At 43.9% G+C, this 18,022-nt stretch carries 14 protein-coding genes; 4 read left to right on the top strand and 10 right to left on the bottom strand.

Annotated features, from left to right (window positions below; translation table 11 throughout):
- Window positions 1–68: 68 nt before the first annotated feature.
- The 3 genes from HU824_RS05615 (at window position 69) to HU824_RS05605 (ending at window position 5,026) form a co-directional block, all read left to right on the top strand.
- On the top strand, window positions 69–1,169 hold the full coding sequence (locus HU824_RS05615; protein ID WP_136010778.1) for a porin: 1,101 nt from the start codon (window positions 69–71) through the stop codon (window positions 1,167–1,169).
- 56 nt (window positions 1,170–1,225) lie between these two features.
- A complete protein-coding gene (locus tag HU824_RS05610; RefSeq protein WP_176468336.1) occupies window positions 1,226–2,740 on the top strand; it encodes an SLC13 family permease in 1,515 nt (504 codons plus the stop codon).
- Between the two features lie 93 nt (window positions 2,741–2,833).
- Window positions 2,834–5,026: a tetratricopeptide repeat protein gene (locus HU824_RS05605; protein ID WP_176468335.1), complete on the top strand. Its 2,193-nt coding sequence runs from the start codon at window positions 2,834–2,836 to the stop codon at window positions 5,024–5,026.
- Here HU824_RS05605 and HU824_RS05600 read toward each other — a convergent pair.
- The 6 genes from HU824_RS05600 to HU824_RS05575 form a co-directional block, all read right to left on the bottom strand.
- Window positions 5,023–5,604 carry a Maf-like protein gene (locus HU824_RS05600; protein WP_176468334.1) on the bottom strand — a complete coding sequence of 194 codons (582 nt, stop codon included), beginning with the start codon at window positions 5,602–5,604 and terminating at the stop codon, window positions 5,023–5,025. The genes HU824_RS05605 and HU824_RS05600 overlap by 4 nt on opposite strands.
- Window positions 5,605–5,705: 101 nt before the next feature.
- Window positions 5,706–6,236, bottom strand: a complete 531-nt coding sequence (locus HU824_RS05595; protein ID WP_176468333.1) for an HAD family hydrolase — start codon at window positions 6,234–6,236, stop codon at window positions 5,706–5,708.
- A gap of 210 nt (window positions 6,237–6,446) precedes the next feature.
- Window positions 6,447–7,244, bottom strand: coding sequence for a Rossmann-like and DUF2520 domain-containing protein (locus HU824_RS05590; protein WP_176468332.1), 798 nt, complete (start codon window positions 7,242–7,244; stop codon window positions 6,447–6,449).
- A gap of 4 nt (window positions 7,245–7,248) precedes the next feature.
- Window positions 7,249–7,584, bottom strand: a complete 336-nt coding sequence (locus tag HU824_RS05585) for a hypothetical protein (protein WP_136010784.1) — start codon at window positions 7,582–7,584, stop codon at window positions 7,249–7,251.
- Window positions 7,585–7,586: 2 nt separating this feature from the next.
- On the bottom strand, window positions 7,587–8,123 hold the full coding sequence (locus HU824_RS05580; RefSeq protein WP_136010785.1) for a nitroreductase family protein: 537 nt from the start codon (window positions 8,121–8,123) through the stop codon (window positions 7,587–7,589).
- A 93-nt stretch (window positions 8,124–8,216) separates the two neighbouring features.
- Window positions 8,217–9,497 (bottom strand): DUF4026 domain-containing protein, encoded by a 1,281-nt coding sequence (locus tag HU824_RS05575; protein ID WP_158573896.1) that lies wholly within the window; start codon window positions 9,495–9,497, stop codon window positions 8,217–8,219.
- Window positions 9,498–9,599: 102 nt separating this feature from the next.
- Here HU824_RS05575 and HU824_RS05570 point away from each other — a divergent pair, with 102 nt between their 5' ends.
- Window positions 9,600–10,583: a GNAT family N-acetyltransferase gene (locus tag HU824_RS05570; RefSeq protein WP_176468331.1), complete on the top strand. Its 984-nt coding sequence runs from the start codon at window positions 9,600–9,602 to the stop codon at window positions 10,581–10,583.
- A gap of 12 nt (window positions 10,584–10,595) precedes the next feature.
- Here the strand turns inward: HU824_RS05570 and HU824_RS05565 are convergent, their stop codons facing one another.
- The 4 genes from HU824_RS05565 to HU824_RS05550 all read right to left on the bottom strand — a co-directional run bounded on the left by HU824_RS05565 (window position 10,596) and on the right by HU824_RS05550 (window position 18,012).
- Window positions 10,596–13,175 carry an alpha-amylase family glycosyl hydrolase gene (locus tag HU824_RS05565; RefSeq protein WP_176468330.1) on the bottom strand — a complete coding sequence of 860 codons (2,580 nt, stop codon included), beginning with the start codon at window positions 13,173–13,175 and terminating at the stop codon, window positions 10,596–10,598.
- 176 nt (window positions 13,176–13,351) lie between these two features.
- Window positions 13,352–14,677, bottom strand: coding sequence for an alpha-amylase family glycosyl hydrolase (locus tag HU824_RS05560; RefSeq protein WP_005826350.1), 1,326 nt, complete (start codon window positions 14,675–14,677; stop codon window positions 13,352–13,354).
- A gap of 80 nt (window positions 14,678–14,757) precedes the next feature.
- Window positions 14,758–16,368 carry a SusF/SusE family outer membrane protein gene (locus tag HU824_RS05555; protein ID WP_008663879.1) on the bottom strand — a complete coding sequence of 537 codons (1,611 nt, stop codon included), beginning with the start codon at window positions 16,366–16,368 and terminating at the stop codon, window positions 14,758–14,760.
- Between the two features lie 24 nt (window positions 16,369–16,392).
- Window positions 16,393–18,012: a RagB/SusD family nutrient uptake outer membrane protein gene (locus HU824_RS05550; RefSeq protein WP_005826347.1), complete on the bottom strand. Its 1,620-nt coding sequence runs from the start codon at window positions 18,010–18,012 to the stop codon at window positions 16,393–16,395.
- Window positions 18,013–18,022: the final 10 nt, after the last annotated feature.

Here is an 18,022-nt window from a genome sequence, read left to right as displayed (position 1 = left end):
ATTTTCGGAAAACACAAACCGAACATTTGAGTGCAGCTCTTCTTTTTGTCTTATTATATCTATTAATAATGAAAATCACAAAGAAAAACATCATACTACTATTAGCCTTGATGCTGACTACACTTGCCCATGCACAGGCTTCCATTGGAGAAAAAGCAAAGAAAGACTTGATACAAAAAACGTCCTTCGGTGGCTACGTCATAGGAAAAGCAACAATCACCGACCAAGACTTGGATGCAAGCACCAAAAGCCATACAGACTTTGACATAAGATTAGTACGCGCCTATGTGGACGGTAAAGTTCTGGATTTTAAATATAAACTACAATTAGAGCTGAACGGCAAACCGGGAGACTACGCTAACGAAAAAGGTGTGCGCATTGTGGATGCCTGGGCGGAATGGCAAAAGTACAAATTCTTTTATGTACGCTTCGGACAATTCAAACGCGCCTTCACCTTCGAGAACCCCATGAACCCGTGGGACATTGGTTTCGGTGCCTATTCCCAACTCATCACCAAACTGGCAGGCATGAGCGACCGCGTAGGCGAGCATTCCAGCAACGGACGTGACTTGGGGCTTCAATTCCAAGGCGACTTTCTGCCCATAGGTAATAACAGGCACAACTTCGTCCACTATCAGGTAGGTGTCTACAACGGGCAAGGCATCAACCATAAGGACGAGAACCGTTCCAAGGATATCATCGGAGGAGTCTATGTCCATCCCGTCAAGGAGCTTGCCGTCGGAGTATTCGGCTGGACAGGCGACTATACGAAAAACGGAATCACCGTCGACCGCAACCGCATGGCATTCGGTCTGAAGTATGAGTCGGCATGGACCGTACGCGCCGAATATGCCACTAGTGAAGGACACAAAATAACCGACTATGACAGTAACGGCATCCTGAAAGAGGGCACCTCGGACAAAGCAGACGCCTGGTACGTAATGATAGGCGCTCCACTCAGTCCTAAATTGAAAGTTTATGCAAAATGGGATGTATACAGAGACAAGAAAGAGTGGAGTTCGCAAAAGGCACTTTATTGCCTTGCCGCCAACTACTATTTCTATAAAAACCTAAAAATACAGGCAAACTACACTTACACGAACAACAGAAGTACCGCCAATGACGGCCATTACAACACTTTTGACTTGCAGCTCTACTGGCGTTTCTAAACAGAGTTTCACGTATAAAATAAATAATCATTCAATAACCATTTAACCCCAATACCATGTATAAAATATTCAAAGGTTTTCATTTAGTGGAAGCCTATCAAGAACTTAAGAAAGCTAAGCGTTTGGCAGAAGACCGAACTGTATCCAGAATTATCAAGCTCATTATCGCCAGCTCAATAGCTCTGGTGCTGTGGATTCTTCCCATCAGCGCCTTTGGAGTGGAAGGCCTGACCTTAATTGAACAACGACTGATTTCCATATTCGTCTTTGCCACCTTGATGTGGGTATTCGAAGCTGTACCGGCATGGACTACTTCCGTACTGATTGTGGTGTTACTGCTGTTAACCGTTTCCGACAGCAGCTTATGGTTCTTCAGGCAAGGCTACTCTCCCGAAGAATTGGGACAGACAGTAAAGTACAAATCCATCATGCACTGTTTTGCCGACCCCATCATCATGCTGTTCATCGGCGGATTCATTCTGGCGATTGCCGCCACGAAGAGTGGTCTGGACGTGCTGTTGGCGCGAGTAATGCTAAAACCCTTCGGTACACAGTCGCGCTACGTACTGTTAGGCTTTATCTTAGTGACTGCCTTCTTCTCCATGTTCCTCAGCAACACAGCCACCGCTGCTATGATGCTTACCTTCCTCACCCCGGTATTGAAAGCGCTTCCCGCTGACGGAAAAGGGAAAATAGGCCTGGCACTCGCCATTCCGGTAGCAGCCAACGTGGGTGGTATGGGAACCCCTATCGGCACACCGCCCAATGCCATTGCCTTGAAATACCTGAACGACCCCGAAGGTTTGAACATGAATATCGGCTTCGGTGAATGGATGAGCTTTATGATGCCTTATACCATCATCGTGCTGTTTATCGCCTGGTTCATTCTTCTACGCCTGTTCCCTTTCAAGCAGAAGACCATTCAACTGCAGATAGAAGGCGAAGCCCAAAAAGACTGGCGCTCTATCGTGGTCTATATCACCTTTGCCATTACCGTACTGTTATGGATGTCCGACAAGTTTACCGGCGTCAATTCCAATGTAGTAGCCATGATTCCGGTAGCGGTATTTTGTATTACTGGAGTCATTACGAAACGAGACCTTGAAGAAATCAGTTGGAGCGTACTCTGGATGGTTGCCGGCGGATTCGCTTTAGGCGTGGCATTGAATGAAACCGGACTGGCCAAACACATGATTGAGGCTATCCCCTTCAACACATGGTCGCCTATCGTAATGATTGTAGGTTCAGGGCTTATCTGCTATGCCATGGCAAACTTCATCTCGCACACGGCTACTGCCGCCTTGCTCGTCCCCATCCTTGCCATTGCCGGTATCAGTATGCGCGATACGCTTCAACCCATGGGAGGAGTACTCACCTTATTGGTAGGCGTGGCTCTCGGTTCATCCCTTGCAATGGTGTTACCCATCAGTACCCCGCCCAATGCACTGGCGCATGCCACAGGCATGATTAAACAAAAAGACATGGAAAAAGTAGGTCTCATTATGGGAGCCATCGGCTTGATACTGGGATATGCCATGCTGATTTTACTGGGCTCAAGCGGACTGCTGTAAGGTAGCTTTTTGAATGGTTTCTCAAAAAGGAATTCTATTTTTGGTATTCTTTTTGTACTTTTGTGAAGTATACCTTCTTAAAGATACAAATTTATGAACGAGAAAACCATACAAGAGCAATATCTGCATATCATTGCCCTGCTAAAGCAACAACGGTTGAAAGAGGCTCAGTCGCAACTGGAATCCTTCTTATGGAACAGTGGAAACTGGGCTCTCCGCAACCGCTTGGAACAAGTGCAAACATCCTACCGGTATATGCTGCAATACATGCGCCAAGGAATAAACGACCCTGCACGGCAGAAACTCTACTGCCAAATACAGACCGAGACTTGGGAAATCGCTGACCAAGCCCGTCTATCCCTGCTTGACAGGGTTTCCACACACTACTACCATTCCCTGCGCAATAACCGCGAACGCCTTCCAAAAGAATACAACATTGCCACCCTACAGAAGGTATTGGAGTCTTTCCCCGATGACTTAGCCGTCTGCCAGCTGATGCCAGACAACCAAGGCCTGGATGCCATACTGCAACGGCACGAACAAACCGCCCAAGTCCTTTTCCTCTCCACATGGAGTAACAGCAACTGGTCTACAGAAGCAGAACAGCAGGCCAAAGGATTATTGGAATCAGAAATGCTTCCCGTCAATGACTTATGCTTGTTTACCGGCGCTGTCATGCTCAGTCTGATAGAATGCTTTGACGCCCACAAATTCTCATGGTTGCTGGATGCCTTCACACATGCCAATACGCAAGTAAACCAACGGGCTCTGGTGGGAATTGCTTTCACTCTTCTTGTTCATCCTACCCGCTTGCAGCTCTATCCCGAACTGACAGCCCGCCTTTCCCTGCTCAATGAGGACGGCAGTTTCGGCAAGCAACTGAACCGCATTTACATCGAACTGCTCCGCAGTCAGGAAACAGAAAAGATAAACAAGAAAATGCGTGAGGAAATCATACCGGAGATGATGAGGAACGTGAACATCATGCGCAATATGAAATTCGGCTTCGAAGAGAATCCCGATGAGAATGACCTTAACCCGGATTGGGAGAAAGCCTTTGAAAGTTCCGGGCTGGAAGATAAGATAAGGGAAATGAACGAACTGCAACTGGAAGGCGCCGATGTCTACATGAGTACGTTTTCCCAGCTCAAGACTTATCCGTTCTTCAAGGAGCCACACAACTGGTTCTATCCGTTCGACATGCACCACTCCAGCATCATCAAGGAATTCGGATTCAAGCCTACCGGAGACAATGCCATACTCTCCCTCATCCTCCAATCCGGTTTCTTCTGCAATAGCGACAAGTATTCCCTCTGCTTCATAATGGCACATATACCGCAATCACAGCGTACGATGATGCTCAGCCAGATGACTTCCCAAAATTTGGATGCGCTCATGGACGAAAGCAAATCCTCTGCCCTGCAACAATATGCCGAACGGCCGGATGTCATCAGCAACCAGTATATCCACGACTTATACCGTTTCTTCAAGTTGAGCCAACGCAGACACGAGTTCCGCGACATCTTCAAAGAAGAGATAGCCCTACACCGCATCCCGGTACTCAAAGAGACTCTGTGCAAACCGGGTTTGCTGGTTGCCATTGCCGACTTCCACTTCCGCAAAGAGCATCCGACAGAAGCATTGGAACTTTACAAAGAATTGATAGCCCTGAAGCAGGCAGATGCCAACATTTATCAAAAAGCAGGCTATTGCCTGCAAAAAGAAAAGCGGTACAAGGAGGCGATAGCCGCTTACCTGAAAGCCGATGTCCTGAAACCCGACCATGTCTGGACAATCCGCCATCTCGCTACTTGCTACCGACAGACAAAAGACTTTACATCCGCATTGGAATACTACAAGAAGGTAGAGGAAATCCAGCCTGAAAACCATAATGTCCTTTTCTATGCCGGAAGCTGCCTTGCCGAACTGGAAAGATATGAAGAGGCTCTGCAATATTTCTTCAAGCTTGATTTCATCGAAAGCAATTGCATCAAGGCATGGCGTGCTATAGGTTGGTGCTCGTTTGTCAACGGCAAATATGAACAAGCGATGAAGTATTATGAAAAGATACTTACCTCCAAGCCGCTTGCAGCAGACTATCTCAATGCCGGGCATGTTTCCTGGAGAACGGGCAACATAGAAAAGGCCGCCGAACTTTACAGTAAAGCAGCCTTGGAATATGGCGGACAGGAGATTTTCAGAGAAATGTTCAGTAAAGACAAAGAAATGCTCATCAAGCAGGGGCTCGATGAAAAGGACTTTCCTTTGATAATGGACTTGATTTAAATAGTCAGCAACTCCCTGTACAGCCTTTGTACGGGGAGTCCCATTATGTTATAGTAACTTCCGGATATATTCTCCACTCCGATGAACCCAATCCACTCTTGCACGCCATAGGCTCCTGCCTTATCCATAGGATGATATTTATCCACATAGTAGGCAATTTCTTCTTCACTCAATTCGGCAAAACGCACTTCGGTGGTTGCTGCAAAGCTACGCTGCCACCCGGCAGTAGTGATACAAACACCGGTAAACACTTTATGGGTACGTCCGGACATATCGCGCAACATCTGCATGGCGTCTTCCCTATCCCCGGGCTTCCCAAGCACCCGTCCATCCAGCCAGACAATGGTATCTGCTGTAATCATCAGCTCACCCGGCTGCATCATGTTCCGATAGGCATCCGCTTTTTTCTTAGATATGTAGAGGGGAATTTCTGCCCCTTTCAATGCCTCCGGATAGGACTCGTCCACATCCGGCAAAGTCCTTACTTCATATTCCACTCCCAACCCTGCCAGCAATTCTTTCCTTCGCGGAGAGTTAGAAGCAAGAATCACCTTATATTTCTTCAGATTATCTAACATATTACCAATTATTTGACAAATACAGAGACACATTTAAAACAGGAGAGACACGTGCTTCGAATAGTGAAAACTCTGTATCTCTGTGCCTCTGCATACAATTATTACCAGCCGAAAGCCTTTTCATCAGCCATCCAGAGCCCTTGCACCTTCAAGACCTGCTCCACGATGTCGCGACCACAACCATACCCGCCTTCTGCATACGAAATATAGCGGGCCACCGCCTTCACCTCAGGAACAGCATCCTTCGGGCAACACGGCAAACCGCACTCACGCATCACTTCAATGTCTGGAATATCATCGCCTACATACAATATTTCCTCGTCCTTCAGACCATGACGGTCACGAAAATCACAGTAATCATGTATTTTAACAGACGACCCCATGTAAATATTTTCATCAGCAAAGCCCAAAGCCGTAAAACGTTTGCGAACAGCTTCCGTACGTCCACCGGTGATGATGCCCAACAACACACCTTGCTTGGCTGCCAGATGCAAAGAATAGCCATCCTTTATGTTGACCGTACGCAGAGGTTCTCCTTCCGAGCTCATGGGAATGACATTGGCACTCAGCACGCCGTCCACATCAAAAACGAGAGCCTTTATCTTTTTCAAATCATAGTTTATAGTACTCATTGCACTTTTTTATTATTTCGTTATAACACTTATACACAATAGGATACGAGTTTCACAATCTTTCAAGCGCCGGCACTTATGGTTTCAATACAAGAAACTGTCAGTGCCAATATAAGAAACTGCCGATATCAATACAAGAAACTGTTGGTGTCAAGTATTGAAACCGACGGTGTCAATGTGGCACACTTCTCCCACTCTGTAGACGACGGACTACTTCGTTACCATCCGATGTATATTCTCGCTAATCTCCCGATACAATTCCTGCATTTGCGGCTCGTCGGCAAGCATCCGCAAATGCTCGTTGATGACATTCTTGTCGTAGCGTACAGCCGGTCCTGTCTGTGCAACAAGCGGTTCCAGCTCATGCACCTTGCGGGCTGTCTCGTCTATCAAGGGGAGCATTGCCTCAAAAGGCAGTTCATATTTTTTCAACAGTTCGGCTGCCAGAGCATACATGTGGTTAGTAAAATTGCACGTAAATACAGCTGCCAGATGCAGGCTCTTGCGTTGCTCAGAATTTGCTTCATACACTTTTTCCGATAGGGCCGAAGCAATATCCTTCAGAAGCTGCATATCCTCTTCCGAGTTGCTTTCCACAAAAAACGGTATCTGACCAAAATCCACTTCACGCTGCTTACTGAAAGTCTGCATCGGATAAAGCACTCCATAACGTGCAATATGTCCCTGCCAAATATTCATAGGAATACTGCCGGCTGTATGCACCCATAAAGCATTCTCCTTTCCGGAAACAATTGCGGACAATAATTCTACAAAAGCCGCGTCCTTCAGCGAAACGATATAAAGTTGCGCCTCCTTCGTAACCGTCTGCAGTTCCGTGGTATATGCCGCCTCCACCGTCTGTGCCAACTCCTGCGCAGATTCTTTTGTACGGCTGTAGACCTGCACAATACGGAACCCTTTCCGATAAAAAGCCTTTGCCAGATTAGTAGCCAGATTCCCGGCACCGATAAAGGCAATAGACGTATCTTCTATACTTCTTCCCGCCATACGCTTATCTTGTTGCCAACCAATATAGAATAGCCCCTAATACCAGTAGTGCCAATGGCAACAGATAAGCCGACATCGTACCGAGTAAAGCCGTTATCAATCCGAAATTCAATATCAGCCATAAGCCAGTCAATACCAATCCCACCGACTTGTCATGCTTGAACAGCAAAAAAACCACTGCGGTATACAGCAGAAAATTATCCTTATTCATCACCCACGGCAAACCGATTGCGGAGAAATGCACCAATTTGTCTATCAAATAAAGAATGCCGAATACAATCAGTGTGATGGCAGTGGCCTTATATGTATCACGATTATTGTTTGCTTTTGCTGCACTCACTATTACTTTCCTCCATATTTATTGATATGTATCTTTTCCCACTGCAGATTGTCTTCGTTGAAAGGCTTGCGCTCCATCCCTTTATGGCCGATAGCAATGACACTGAGCACCTGCAGTTGCAAAGGAATATCCAGCATCTCGTGCACATACTCGCCAGAAGGCATACCAGAAGCCGTAAAACGTTCGCGCACCTGCACCCAGCAGCTTCCCAATCCCATATCTTCAGCCTGAAGTTGCAGGTAAATAGAGGCAATGGAAGCATCCTCTATCCACACATCGCTTGCCAGTGGGTCGGCAACGACCACTACTGCCAGTGCCGCGTCGGCAATGAACTGCGATGCTTGCTCCTTGCAATATGACAGTTCCTTCAATTTATCCTTCTCGTCCACCACTATGAACTGCCATGCATTGCTGCGTTTCGACGTGGGTGCCATCAGGGCTGCTTTCATCAAAGTAACGACTTGTTCTTGTGTCAATTCTTCTTCTGTAAACTTCCGCATGCTGCGGCGGGCTTTTATCAATTCACTGAAACTTTCCATAACATATTCGTGTTTAGCGAAGGCAAATTTAGATAAAATATCCGGGAATGGCGAATAAAAGCCCTTACAATCTTCTCCCCGCTTCCTTTTGTATCAGACAAGCAGATAGGCGGTATCCGGAGCAACCGAAAATTCCTCTAAATAGATTATCCAGTCGGTCACATCCTCTACCGTAAACCACCCTTCATCACCCTCGTGCATGTGGCTGACGTCGTAAGGTTCTTGTATAAGCTGTCCCTTGAAACGCTCTCCATCAAACTCCAACAGCTTAAACCAAATATGTTCGCGGTCGTCAGCCTGCTCGGCACTGTCTGTCTTCAAGCCAATTTTAAGCAAGATAGAGTCTTCGTCCTTCTTTGCCATGTATTTCACAAGACCGAAACGCTCGCGAGCCAACGCACTCATGCGATTGGTTTCACGGGTACTAATAAAGAATAGCGGATTCTCACCCCACATGCTATCGTATTCGGACACCTTCCGCAGTCTGCCTTTCTTCTCGTCGTCCTCACTCGTATAGATGAACACGGGTGCCGTGCGGCCGTTGTGTCCCTCCTCACGGTCGTCCGCACTGCCAAGAACGAGGCTTCGGTACTCATCCAGCGCCTTTGTCCACGAAACGTAGGTGGCCACTATCGGCAAACGGTCATTCAACATCCCGATATATACGCCAACACCAGGTTCGGAAGTCCTATCGTCTTTATCGAGCAGATGACTAGCAAGGGCGGAAATCAAGTAATAATGGTTGTTGTAATTCTCCTTGTCTGATTTCAGAATCTCAAGTTCATACAAACCGCAACGGTTCAATCCGTGCGTATGCAACCACACCTCGCCTCCTTCATCGGTCACAGCATGTACCGTGAACAAAACACTCGTTCCGGGAACTACCGCCGAGTCGGCAGCCAGAGTGGCCCACCGAGCACAAACCAGTTTCTCGGCACTTTCGTCCACAATGGCAAGCAGGTCGGGCACCATAGCTACAGCAATCTTCAGTTGCAGATGGTAGGACTTCTGCCCGTCAACGCCGAACTTCATGAACACCGTAAGTGCCCTATCGGCTCTGCCAATAGCATATAGTTCTTCGTCAGTGAAATAATAATCCCGACGATTAAACATATCAGGCATTGAAAAATCACCTTCATAGAAACCTATTTCATACACTTCGCCATCATATCCTACTTCCATATATCCCGGTTCGTCTTCATCAGGCAAACGTTTTTTCAACAATTCCACTCCAGAGATAGCAGCCACGCGCTCAAAAAGCCGTACCGACAAATCCATTCCACCCCCCTTAGGCACTGCCATCATATAAGAGGACTCTTCCCAGTAGCACAGCGGCTGTTCTTCGAGAACCGTTTTCTTTTTCTTAAAAATCATATCCATTCTTTTTATGTAAGACTTCAGCTATAGTGACAAATTTAATAAAAAAGCCTACCCATGCCAACCGAAATTTCAGTTTTTTTGTTAAGTTTGCAAGCAATGCCCCTCAAACTCACTACATATTACCGTGGGAGCAAGGTTCCTGTTCTGCCAGGCACCAACACCTTCCATTCCACAGAGTTGTTCCGAATCTACGAGGCAACTCCGGGGTATACCCCCATACTCATTGTAGCATCCGAAGATGACAAGCCCGTTGCGAAACTGCTTGCCGCCATACGTAAAAGTGTCCGCATGTTTCCCCCCGGCATCATCAAAAGATGTGAGGTGTACGGTACGGGAGAATATTTCAATAACGAGGCAGACAAAGAGATTATCTTCAGTGACATGCTGCAAAGGCTTACCAATGAAGCATTGCGCGATTCTTTTCTCATCGAGTTCCGCAACCTGGAAAATGCCATGTTCGGATACAAATCTTTCCGGGACAACCAATACATCGCCATCAATTGGCTGCGGGTACGCAACTCGCTGCACAGCGTCGAAAAGGTGGAAGAGCGTTTCAGCCCGTCACGTATCCGGCAAATAAAGAAAGGGCTCAAAAACGGCGCCCAAGTACGGGAAGCACGTACCAAAGAGGAGATTCTCTGTTTTGCCCAGATGTTGCGCCACGTATATTCTTCCAAGATACGGCGCCACTTCCCCAGCATCAAGTTCTTTCAGCATCTCGAAAACCAGTTGACAAAAGGGCAGCAAAGCAAAATCTTCATCGTCATTTATAAGGAGAAGATTATCGGTGGCAGCGCATGCATTTATTCAGATGATAGCGCCTATCTATGGTTCTCAGGTGGCATGCGCAAGACTTATGCCCTGCAATATCCGGGGATTCTTGCCGTATGGAAAGCACTGGATGATGCCAAACAACGCGGATACCGCCACTTAGAGTTCATGGACGTGGGACTTCCCTTCCGTAAACATGGCTACCGTGAGTTCGTTCTCCGCTTTGGAGGAAAACAAAGCAGCACCCGACGCTGGTTCCGTTTCCGTTGGAACTGGCTGAATCGGGTGCTGATAAAGATGTATGAATGATTCTTACCGAAATCAGAAATTAGTGTAGACCACATATCCATGAGCCGGTACATTAACCTGTTTATTTACGGTTTCACTTTTTCCTGTAAAGTAATTGGTCCAGTTACCAGGAGTGGCAGGGAAAACAATATCAGTAGCGGTATGTGTAAAGTTACCCACCACCACCAGTTGCTTACCTGTTATACTTTTTACCAATAATGTACGACCGTTGTCCCAATCAGAAGTTTCCACCTTCCATGTCAAAGTTGCATTTGCATCAAACAACTCCGGATGAGCATTGCGCAGCTTCATCAAACCTGCATAAACATCGTGCAGCCCTTTACGATCGGCGTTATCTAAATATTCCCAATGCAAAGGCTTCCTACCGGTACGGCCATTCTCTTCAATAGAGATGTCATATCCCATCTCTCCGAACTGCCAAACCATCTTAGGACCAGGAACGGTAAGGAAGAAAGTTGTATTTAGTGCCAACAGATTCATACGGGCATCAAGGTCGGTTTTCAGCACACCATCACCCCATTGCGACTGTTTGTAAGCTGTGCGTTCTTCATCATGGCTTTCCATAAAACCTACCCATGCAGTGTTTTTCTCATAAAGGCTACTAAAAGAACTATTTTCAGCATACCCCATAGCCGACTGACAATAGGCATTATTCAAGTTACGCCATAAGTGCATACCATCAGCTGCCAGTTCATTTTCTTCCTTTGAATCACAGAAATGCTCCAAGATAACATAAGAGTCCTTTTTCACTTCCTTGATGGCCGCATTATAATCCTTTAGGACGGCAATGCGACCCGCATCGTAATTGGATGCTGTACTTTCAGTGCAAGAGGTTTGTGTGAACCCTTTCGTCAAATCAAAACGAAAGCCATCCACCTTATATTCCTTCAACAAGAATTGCAGATTACGCTTCACAAACTTACGCACCAATGGGCTTTCATGATTGAAATCATGGAACACGCTATAAGGATGAGGTGCTTCCACATTGAAGTATGGATTATTCTTTGCAGTCTTATCACCATCCCAATAGAGTTTAGCCAGCGGATTATTTCCTGTAGCATGATTATAAACCACATCCAGAATAACTGCCATACCAGCCTCATGACAAGCATCAATGAACTGCTTATACATTGTTTTTGTCCCATAAGCTTTATCCATCGCAAAGAAAAAACAAGGATTATACCCCCAACTGTCATTGCCGTCAAACTCCTGCACCGGCATCAACTCAATAGCGTTGACACCCATTTCTTTCAAGTAAGAAAGCTTTCCCATCGCACCGTTAATGTCACTCGTAGCCGTAAAGTCGCGCAAGTGCAATTCATATATCACTAATTGCTCAGGATTTGCTATTTTAAAATCATTATACTTCCAGTTATAACTATCTTTCTGTATCTTGAAGGTCGAAACGATTCCTACCCCTCCCTTAGGATAAACCAGGTTTTCATTATAGGTAGAAGCTGAAATATCTTTATCATTATCAGGATCCAGTATTTTTTCAGTATAAGCATCTGCCAAATGAATTACTTCACCTTCCTTTGTACCCACATAGTATTGGAAAGCATACTCTTTACCAGCATCTAACCCCGCCAACGTAATCCACCAACATCCGGAAGCATCATCACGATACATCTGCGACTTTTCGTCATTACTTAAAGTCCAATTGTTAAAGTCACCCACAACATGTGCAAAATCCTTATGATTTCCATTCACATCTTTATCATAAAGTACCAGTGTCACTGTAGAATTATCCATTATGTTGATACCTTCGACCATATCAGCCGGTACAGCGGCAGTTTTAATCTCACCGGGTGCAAATCCTTCATATTTTGTATCAGTTACCGCTATAAAGGAATCAGTATCTATTCCTTTTTTACTACCATCCGCACTACGAATCACTATTCCAAGTTGGTTCACCGGTGTCTTTCCACTCCCAAACCACTCCCGGATATTCGGACTCAATGTAATACTCCAAATATTAGCCTCAGATAAAGTCATCTTACATTTATCTTTGTTTTCTGCCCACTCTGCAGGCACGAATTGCCAACGACCTTCACTGACAACACCAATATGTACATACACATCTCCTTTATACTCATAGAGGGCAGACTTTGTATCCGCTTTAAACGTAATGACAAGAGGCTGATCAGCATCTGGTACCACCGGTGTATAACTCAGACCAGCAGGAATTGCAATTGCATTGGCAGCTTGAGTGACGGATATTTCTTCCCTTTTTGAACCGGATATAATATTCAATTGTGCTGTACGCGCTATTCCAGTTTCATTTTTAGCAACAGAAACCATAATCGTAGCTTTTCCTGACAAGCCTTTTGCCGGATTGATACTGCACCAGCCAATATCCTCACCACTCAGCTCAGCAGTCCATTGATATCCGGCCTCAAAACTGACACTTTGTGAAGAAGCAGCTTCAGCAAAGCTAAAACCTTGTTCAAAAATAGCTTCACTACCGGAGGCAGGAGTCAAATATTCCTGAAACTCCTCTTTGTTGTCACTACATGCCGTGAATGCCAGTAGCACGCTGAAGCATATCAAATGCCATAAAACAAGATTCTCACGTTGAACGATAATTTTCATAATATGAAGTATTTAAAGTTATCACTTCACAAATATAACCGGAAAAGAAAGGGCAAATCAATTAACGTAAAGGAAAACGAGAACAATATCACGAAAACGTTTGCATATCAAACAAAAAGAGGAGACCTTACACAATATAATAGTATAGGGTCTCCTCTTTTATTAAAATCCAGCCGTCAGAATCTAATTATTCTATACTCTAATGCATTCAGTTTAATTTCATTCATCAATTCCAGAGGTTTATTTTCGTAAATATCAGTAGCTACATGATGCTTCCAACCCTCCGGTAAGATAACAGAAACATCTCTATTACGCACATTAACCAATATCATAAAAGCATCTTTACCATCACTTTTCTGATACATCAAGACGTCTGAAGCAGGATACCCAGTTAATATTCCTTTCCGAAGTGCAGGATATTTATTATACAATCCCATTAAACACCCATATTCTTGATAAATATCCGAACATTCGGACCAATCCACGGATGTATATGCAAAAAAATTAATAGGAGCCTCATGTCCAATTTCTTGTGAACTATAAATCAATGCTCCACCATGCAAAAAAACTGTTCCAACAAAAGCAGCCATAGCTGCCCTTTCACTTCCTAACTCCACAATTGGCGACATTTTAGAAGCCTCATCATGATTGGTAATAAAACGTAATTTCATTTTTCCTGCCGGAATTGAGTCATACTCGCTCCAATCCACCTCCAACAAGCGTGCCGCACTACTATCATTAACGAAAACATCCCGCATCGCCTCCATCAAATCCCAAGCATAGTTCATATCAAATCCTGCATCAAAATGATCTTTGCGCTTACCTTCTGCCAACATTAACAATTTCCGATTTGGAATAGCCCTCAGAGAATCAACAGCTTGCTTCCAGAAAGTATATGGAACATAATCAGCAGCATCACAGCGAAAACCATCTACACCAACTTCTTGTATCCAATATTTCATAGCATCAATCATTGCAAGGCACATATCTGCATTATCGTAGTTCAAATCTGCCACATCATTCCATCCCGTTCCTGCAGGAGAAATTATATTTCCGATACTATCCTGAGTATACCACTCTTTATGTTCTTTAATCCAAGCATGGTCCCAAGATGTATGATTAGCAACCCAATCTAAAATTACACTTATTCCTTTTTCATGGCATAATTCCACTAAACGCTTAAATTCTTCTACTGTTCCAAATTCAGGATTTATTCTTTTATAATCTTTGATACAATAAGGAGAATTCACCGTATTTACCTCACCAATCTCATAGATTGGCATAAACCAAACAACATTAACACCCAAAAACTGAATAGAATCAAGATGTTTTGATATGACATTAAATGCATTCTTCAGAGCAAAAACACGTGGATTGATTTCGTACATCACAACGTCTTCTACAGCAGGTAATACTTGCTTTTGTTCAGTAACTATCTCGCGTTTTCCGGCACAAGCATACACTGTCAATAATACAAGTATAGTATAAAATAAATTCCTCATCTATTTACAATTCATTGGTCTGACAAATAAAAAAGGATTAAAGGTCCCCCCTTAATCCTTTTTCTATAAATAAGAGAGCCTTAATTGGCTGTCATTGTAGCATTCTTAGCTTCTGGATCCAATACAATCGTGTATGTTCCAGCTGAAACTTTAATATTTCCACCATCCTGCGTCAGCGCACCTAAACTACCACCAAAGTTTATAGTCCAAGCTGCATCCCATCTGAATTTCATTTCACCATCACCTAATGTAACAGTCACCGACCACTTTTGCGTTTCAGCATCATAATCCATTAAAGTGCCTTTATCCCATCCACCAGGAGTAGCATCACCAATAATCTCCCAACCTGTCTTATCCAAAGTAGCAACCATCTTCTTAGTATCGGCACCTACTCGATAATAACCGGCAGCCTCAATCTTAACATTACCGCCATCACCGATAACAAACGTAGTTGATGTCTTAGCCTCATTCCAAGTAATATCTCCAACAACACCAATCCACGTACCAGAATCATAGAACTTGAATTCTGTATCGGCAGGGAAATAGTGAGTGCCAGTATATTTGAAATCACGAGCTGCAGATTCTACCTTATAGCAATCATCAGCTTCCGGCTTCCAACCATCACCACTCTGATAGCTACCAGGCAATGTCATTGCAGAGCTAGAAAGCTCAATCGTTGTTTCTTCCATACTATAAGTATATTTTCCTGCATTAGTCAAATTTAAAGTAATAATATAGGGACTTGCCTTTACCACTTTGAAATTTTGACCTCCAGCAACCAAGTTACCGGCCAACTCAGAAAGTTTACCTTCTTCTGCTCCATAATTGAATCCCCAGTCATTATTGGCTCTAAATTTGAATTCCTTATCGAGCAACGGAGTAACCACTGTCCAAAGACGAGTAGTGGTATCGTATTCCATCTGGGTATCTTTGTCCCAACCACTAGACGTAGCATCTCCAATTACTCCCCAAACCAGCCCTTTCTCTGATTGGGTTACCTTACCTTCTGCATCTAAAGTAATTTCAATGAAACCTTTACCATCAGCAGTAACTTGCTGGTCTTTAGCCAATACTTTCGTAAGGTCTGCACCATCAATGATTGCATAAGAAGCAGCACCATCAAAATTGGCATAACCACTATAAATGCCATCACCGTCAGGGTCACCTATCAAATAGGCAGTAGTGTAGTCCCAATCAGGATAGCCAACAGCTACATAAGCATACTTCCATGTAATATTATCTACATTAGGGTCATAAGGTGTAGCCTTAAAAGTTATTGAGTTACTAGCTGCATCAGTATAAGCATCATATGCCTCAGAAACCAAAGAAACAGTAAAATCATACGTTTGCCCCGGATATGCTCCTACCTTAGCCAATAAAGAATTCATTTCACTATTTGTAAATGCCAGTTTTGCATCCCCTGTTTCTCCTATTACAATACTCTTATTGGTAGAAGTATTTGTTAGAGTTACAACATAATTAACTACTGCAGAAACTCCATAATCTGCCTTATCCCAAGCTATTTCCGGAAATTGCGCATCCTTATTGTCTTTAGTAATAGTAATGTCTGTTTGGGAAAGCGCATGCAATGCAGCAGCAGTCTTCAATTCCAATATGGGGGTAGCATCCTCCTCACAAGACATCAATGCGAAGATTCCAGCCAAAAGTAAATAAATATATTTTGTCTTCATATCATTCATGTTTAATCATTAATATTAGTATCCTTCATTCTGTACCAGGTTCTGATTAGAACCAACATCGTCTGAAGGCAAGGGGAACACTTGATAAAAGCTTTCAACAGATTTTCCTGCCGCAACTCCACCCTTCCATGGCCAAACATAATCAGCAGAAGTATATTTACCGAAGCGAATCAAATCTGTACGTCTTTGAGCTTCGTAGAATAGCTCACGTGCGCGTTCATCCATCATAAAGTCCAAAGTAAAATCACTATCGGAAATAGGTGCGGACGCCTTGTCTGAATATGCACGTTTACGCAAATCATTTACATATCCCAAAGCCTCTGTTTTTGTTGCTCCTTGTCCGCCACGAAGAACAGCTTCTGCTAAATTCAAATAGATTTCACCTAAACGGAATAATGGATAATCTGTCCAAGCTTCCGCAGATGCAGGTTTACTTCCATCTTTATTCACATTATAAAACTTGGTAACGGGAATGCCATTATTGACAAAATCAGCCTCATTTGTGATCTCAATATTTGTGGTAGCTTCTGTACGCAACATTGCTTTACGAGTATCCTTATCACTGCTATCCTCTTTTTCAAAGATATTATATAAAGACGACTTAGCTCTAACACCTTGCCAACCTCCCTTTGCATTCGTTTCTTCTTGAAAATCAGCAGAACCCCAGCATAACAAAGCTGTCATACCTCCCCAGGTCATTGTATCTTCACCTTCATATCTCAATGGGAAAATCATCTCTTTGGATTGGTCATTATCAGCTTTGAACATATCGCCATAAACCGGTTCCAATTGGTAACCTGCTGAAATAATCTTTTTAGAATAAGTCACACATTCAGTATATTTATTTACACCTACATACGTGTCTGCATTCAAATACAAGCGAGACAATGCAGCCCACAGAGCAGCTTTATTAGCATGTCCATAATTATCATTAAATCCAACTACAGGATCAAGCATATCACTTTCACATGCCAACATTTCACTTTCAATGTATTCAAATAATTGATCTTTCATAATTTGTTGTGGACGAACGCTACCAATAGGGCTGTTTTCATCTACAAACGGAACATTACGATACAAATCCAAAGCATACAGATACATCAAAGCACGCATAAAACGAGCTTCTGCACGGAAAGTTTTAATAGAAGCCTTTACTTGCTCTGAACAACCTCGTGAGGCAAGTTTATCATCAGTTGTTTCACGTAAAAACGCATTTGACAAGTTAATCTGATAATACAAACGATAATATGATCCTTTGATCCATGGACTTGAAGCAGCCCAAGAAATATGATTGAAGTCTGGAATACCAGGATCATTCCAGCAACAATGAGCGATATCAGAAGCCAATTCCTGCATATTCCACAATACGCGAATAAATGAAGCCTGAGAACCACCGTCAATGCCGACAACATCCTGGTCTGAGTCTCCACCTGCATTACCACCTATTACCAAACCTGCATATATTTTAGCCAAACTTTGTTCATAAGCTCCTATCTCCTTTCCAAAAACGACATCCGAAACCAATTCATCCTTATCCAATGGAACCGTATCCAAATCGTTCACACAAGAGGTAACCCCTAACATCGTACTCAAAAGGGCTGCCGACAATATATATTTATATTTTAATATTTTCATAACTTCATTG

The organism is Bacteroides sp. L10-4 (assembly GCF_013373675.1).
GTDB lineage: Bacteria > Bacteroidota > Bacteroidia > Bacteroidales > Bacteroidaceae > Bacteroides > Bacteroides muris.
Note: the sequence above shows the minus strand (reverse complement) of the source record. Positions and strands in the feature narration are given on the sequence as shown.

Excerpts from the sequence above, each read along its gene's own strand:
- HU824_RS05615 (WP_136010778.1), top strand. The coding sequence starts at position 69 with ATGAAAATCACAAAGAAAAACATCATACTACTATTAGCCTTGATGCTG.
- HU824_RS05610 (WP_176468336.1), top strand. The coding sequence starts at position 1,226 with ATGTATAAAATATTCAAAGGTTTTCATTTAGTGGAAGCCTATCAAGAA.
- HU824_RS05605 (WP_176468335.1), top strand. The coding sequence starts at position 2,834 with ATGAACGAGAAAACCATACAAGAGCAATATCTGCATATCATTGCCCTG.
- HU824_RS05600 (WP_176468334.1), bottom strand. The coding sequence starts at position 5,604 with ATGTTAGATAATCTGAAGAAATATAAGGTGATTCTTGCTTCTAACTCT.
- HU824_RS05595 (WP_176468333.1), bottom strand. The coding sequence starts at position 6,236 with ATGAGTACTATAAACTATGATTTGAAAAAGATAAAGGCTCTCGTTTTT.
- HU824_RS05590 (WP_176468332.1), bottom strand. The coding sequence starts at position 7,244 with ATGGCGGGAAGAAGTATAGAAGATACGTCTATTGCCTTTATCGGTGCC.
- HU824_RS05580 (WP_136010785.1), bottom strand. The coding sequence starts at position 8,123 with ATGGAAAGTTTCAGTGAATTGATAAAAGCCCGCCGCAGCATGCGGAAG.
- HU824_RS05575 (WP_158573896.1), bottom strand. The coding sequence starts at position 9,497 with ATGATTTTTAAGAAAAAGAAAACGGTTCTCGAAGAACAGCCGCTGTGC.
- HU824_RS05570 (WP_176468331.1), top strand. The coding sequence starts at position 9,600 with ATGCCCCTCAAACTCACTACATATTACCGTGGGAGCAAGGTTCCTGTT.
- HU824_RS05565 (WP_176468330.1), bottom strand. The coding sequence starts at position 13,175 with ATGAAAATTATCGTTCAACGTGAGAATCTTGTTTTATGGCATTTGATA.
- HU824_RS05560 (WP_005826350.1), bottom strand. The coding sequence starts at position 14,677 with ATGAGGAATTTATTTTATACTATACTTGTATTATTGACAGTGTATGCT.
- HU824_RS05555 (WP_008663879.1), bottom strand. The coding sequence starts at position 16,368 with ATGAAGACAAAATATATTTATTTACTTTTGGCTGGAATCTTCGCATTG.
- HU824_RS05550 (WP_005826347.1), bottom strand. The coding sequence starts at position 18,012 with ATGAAAATATTAAAATATAAATATATATTGTCGGCAGCCCTTTTGAGT.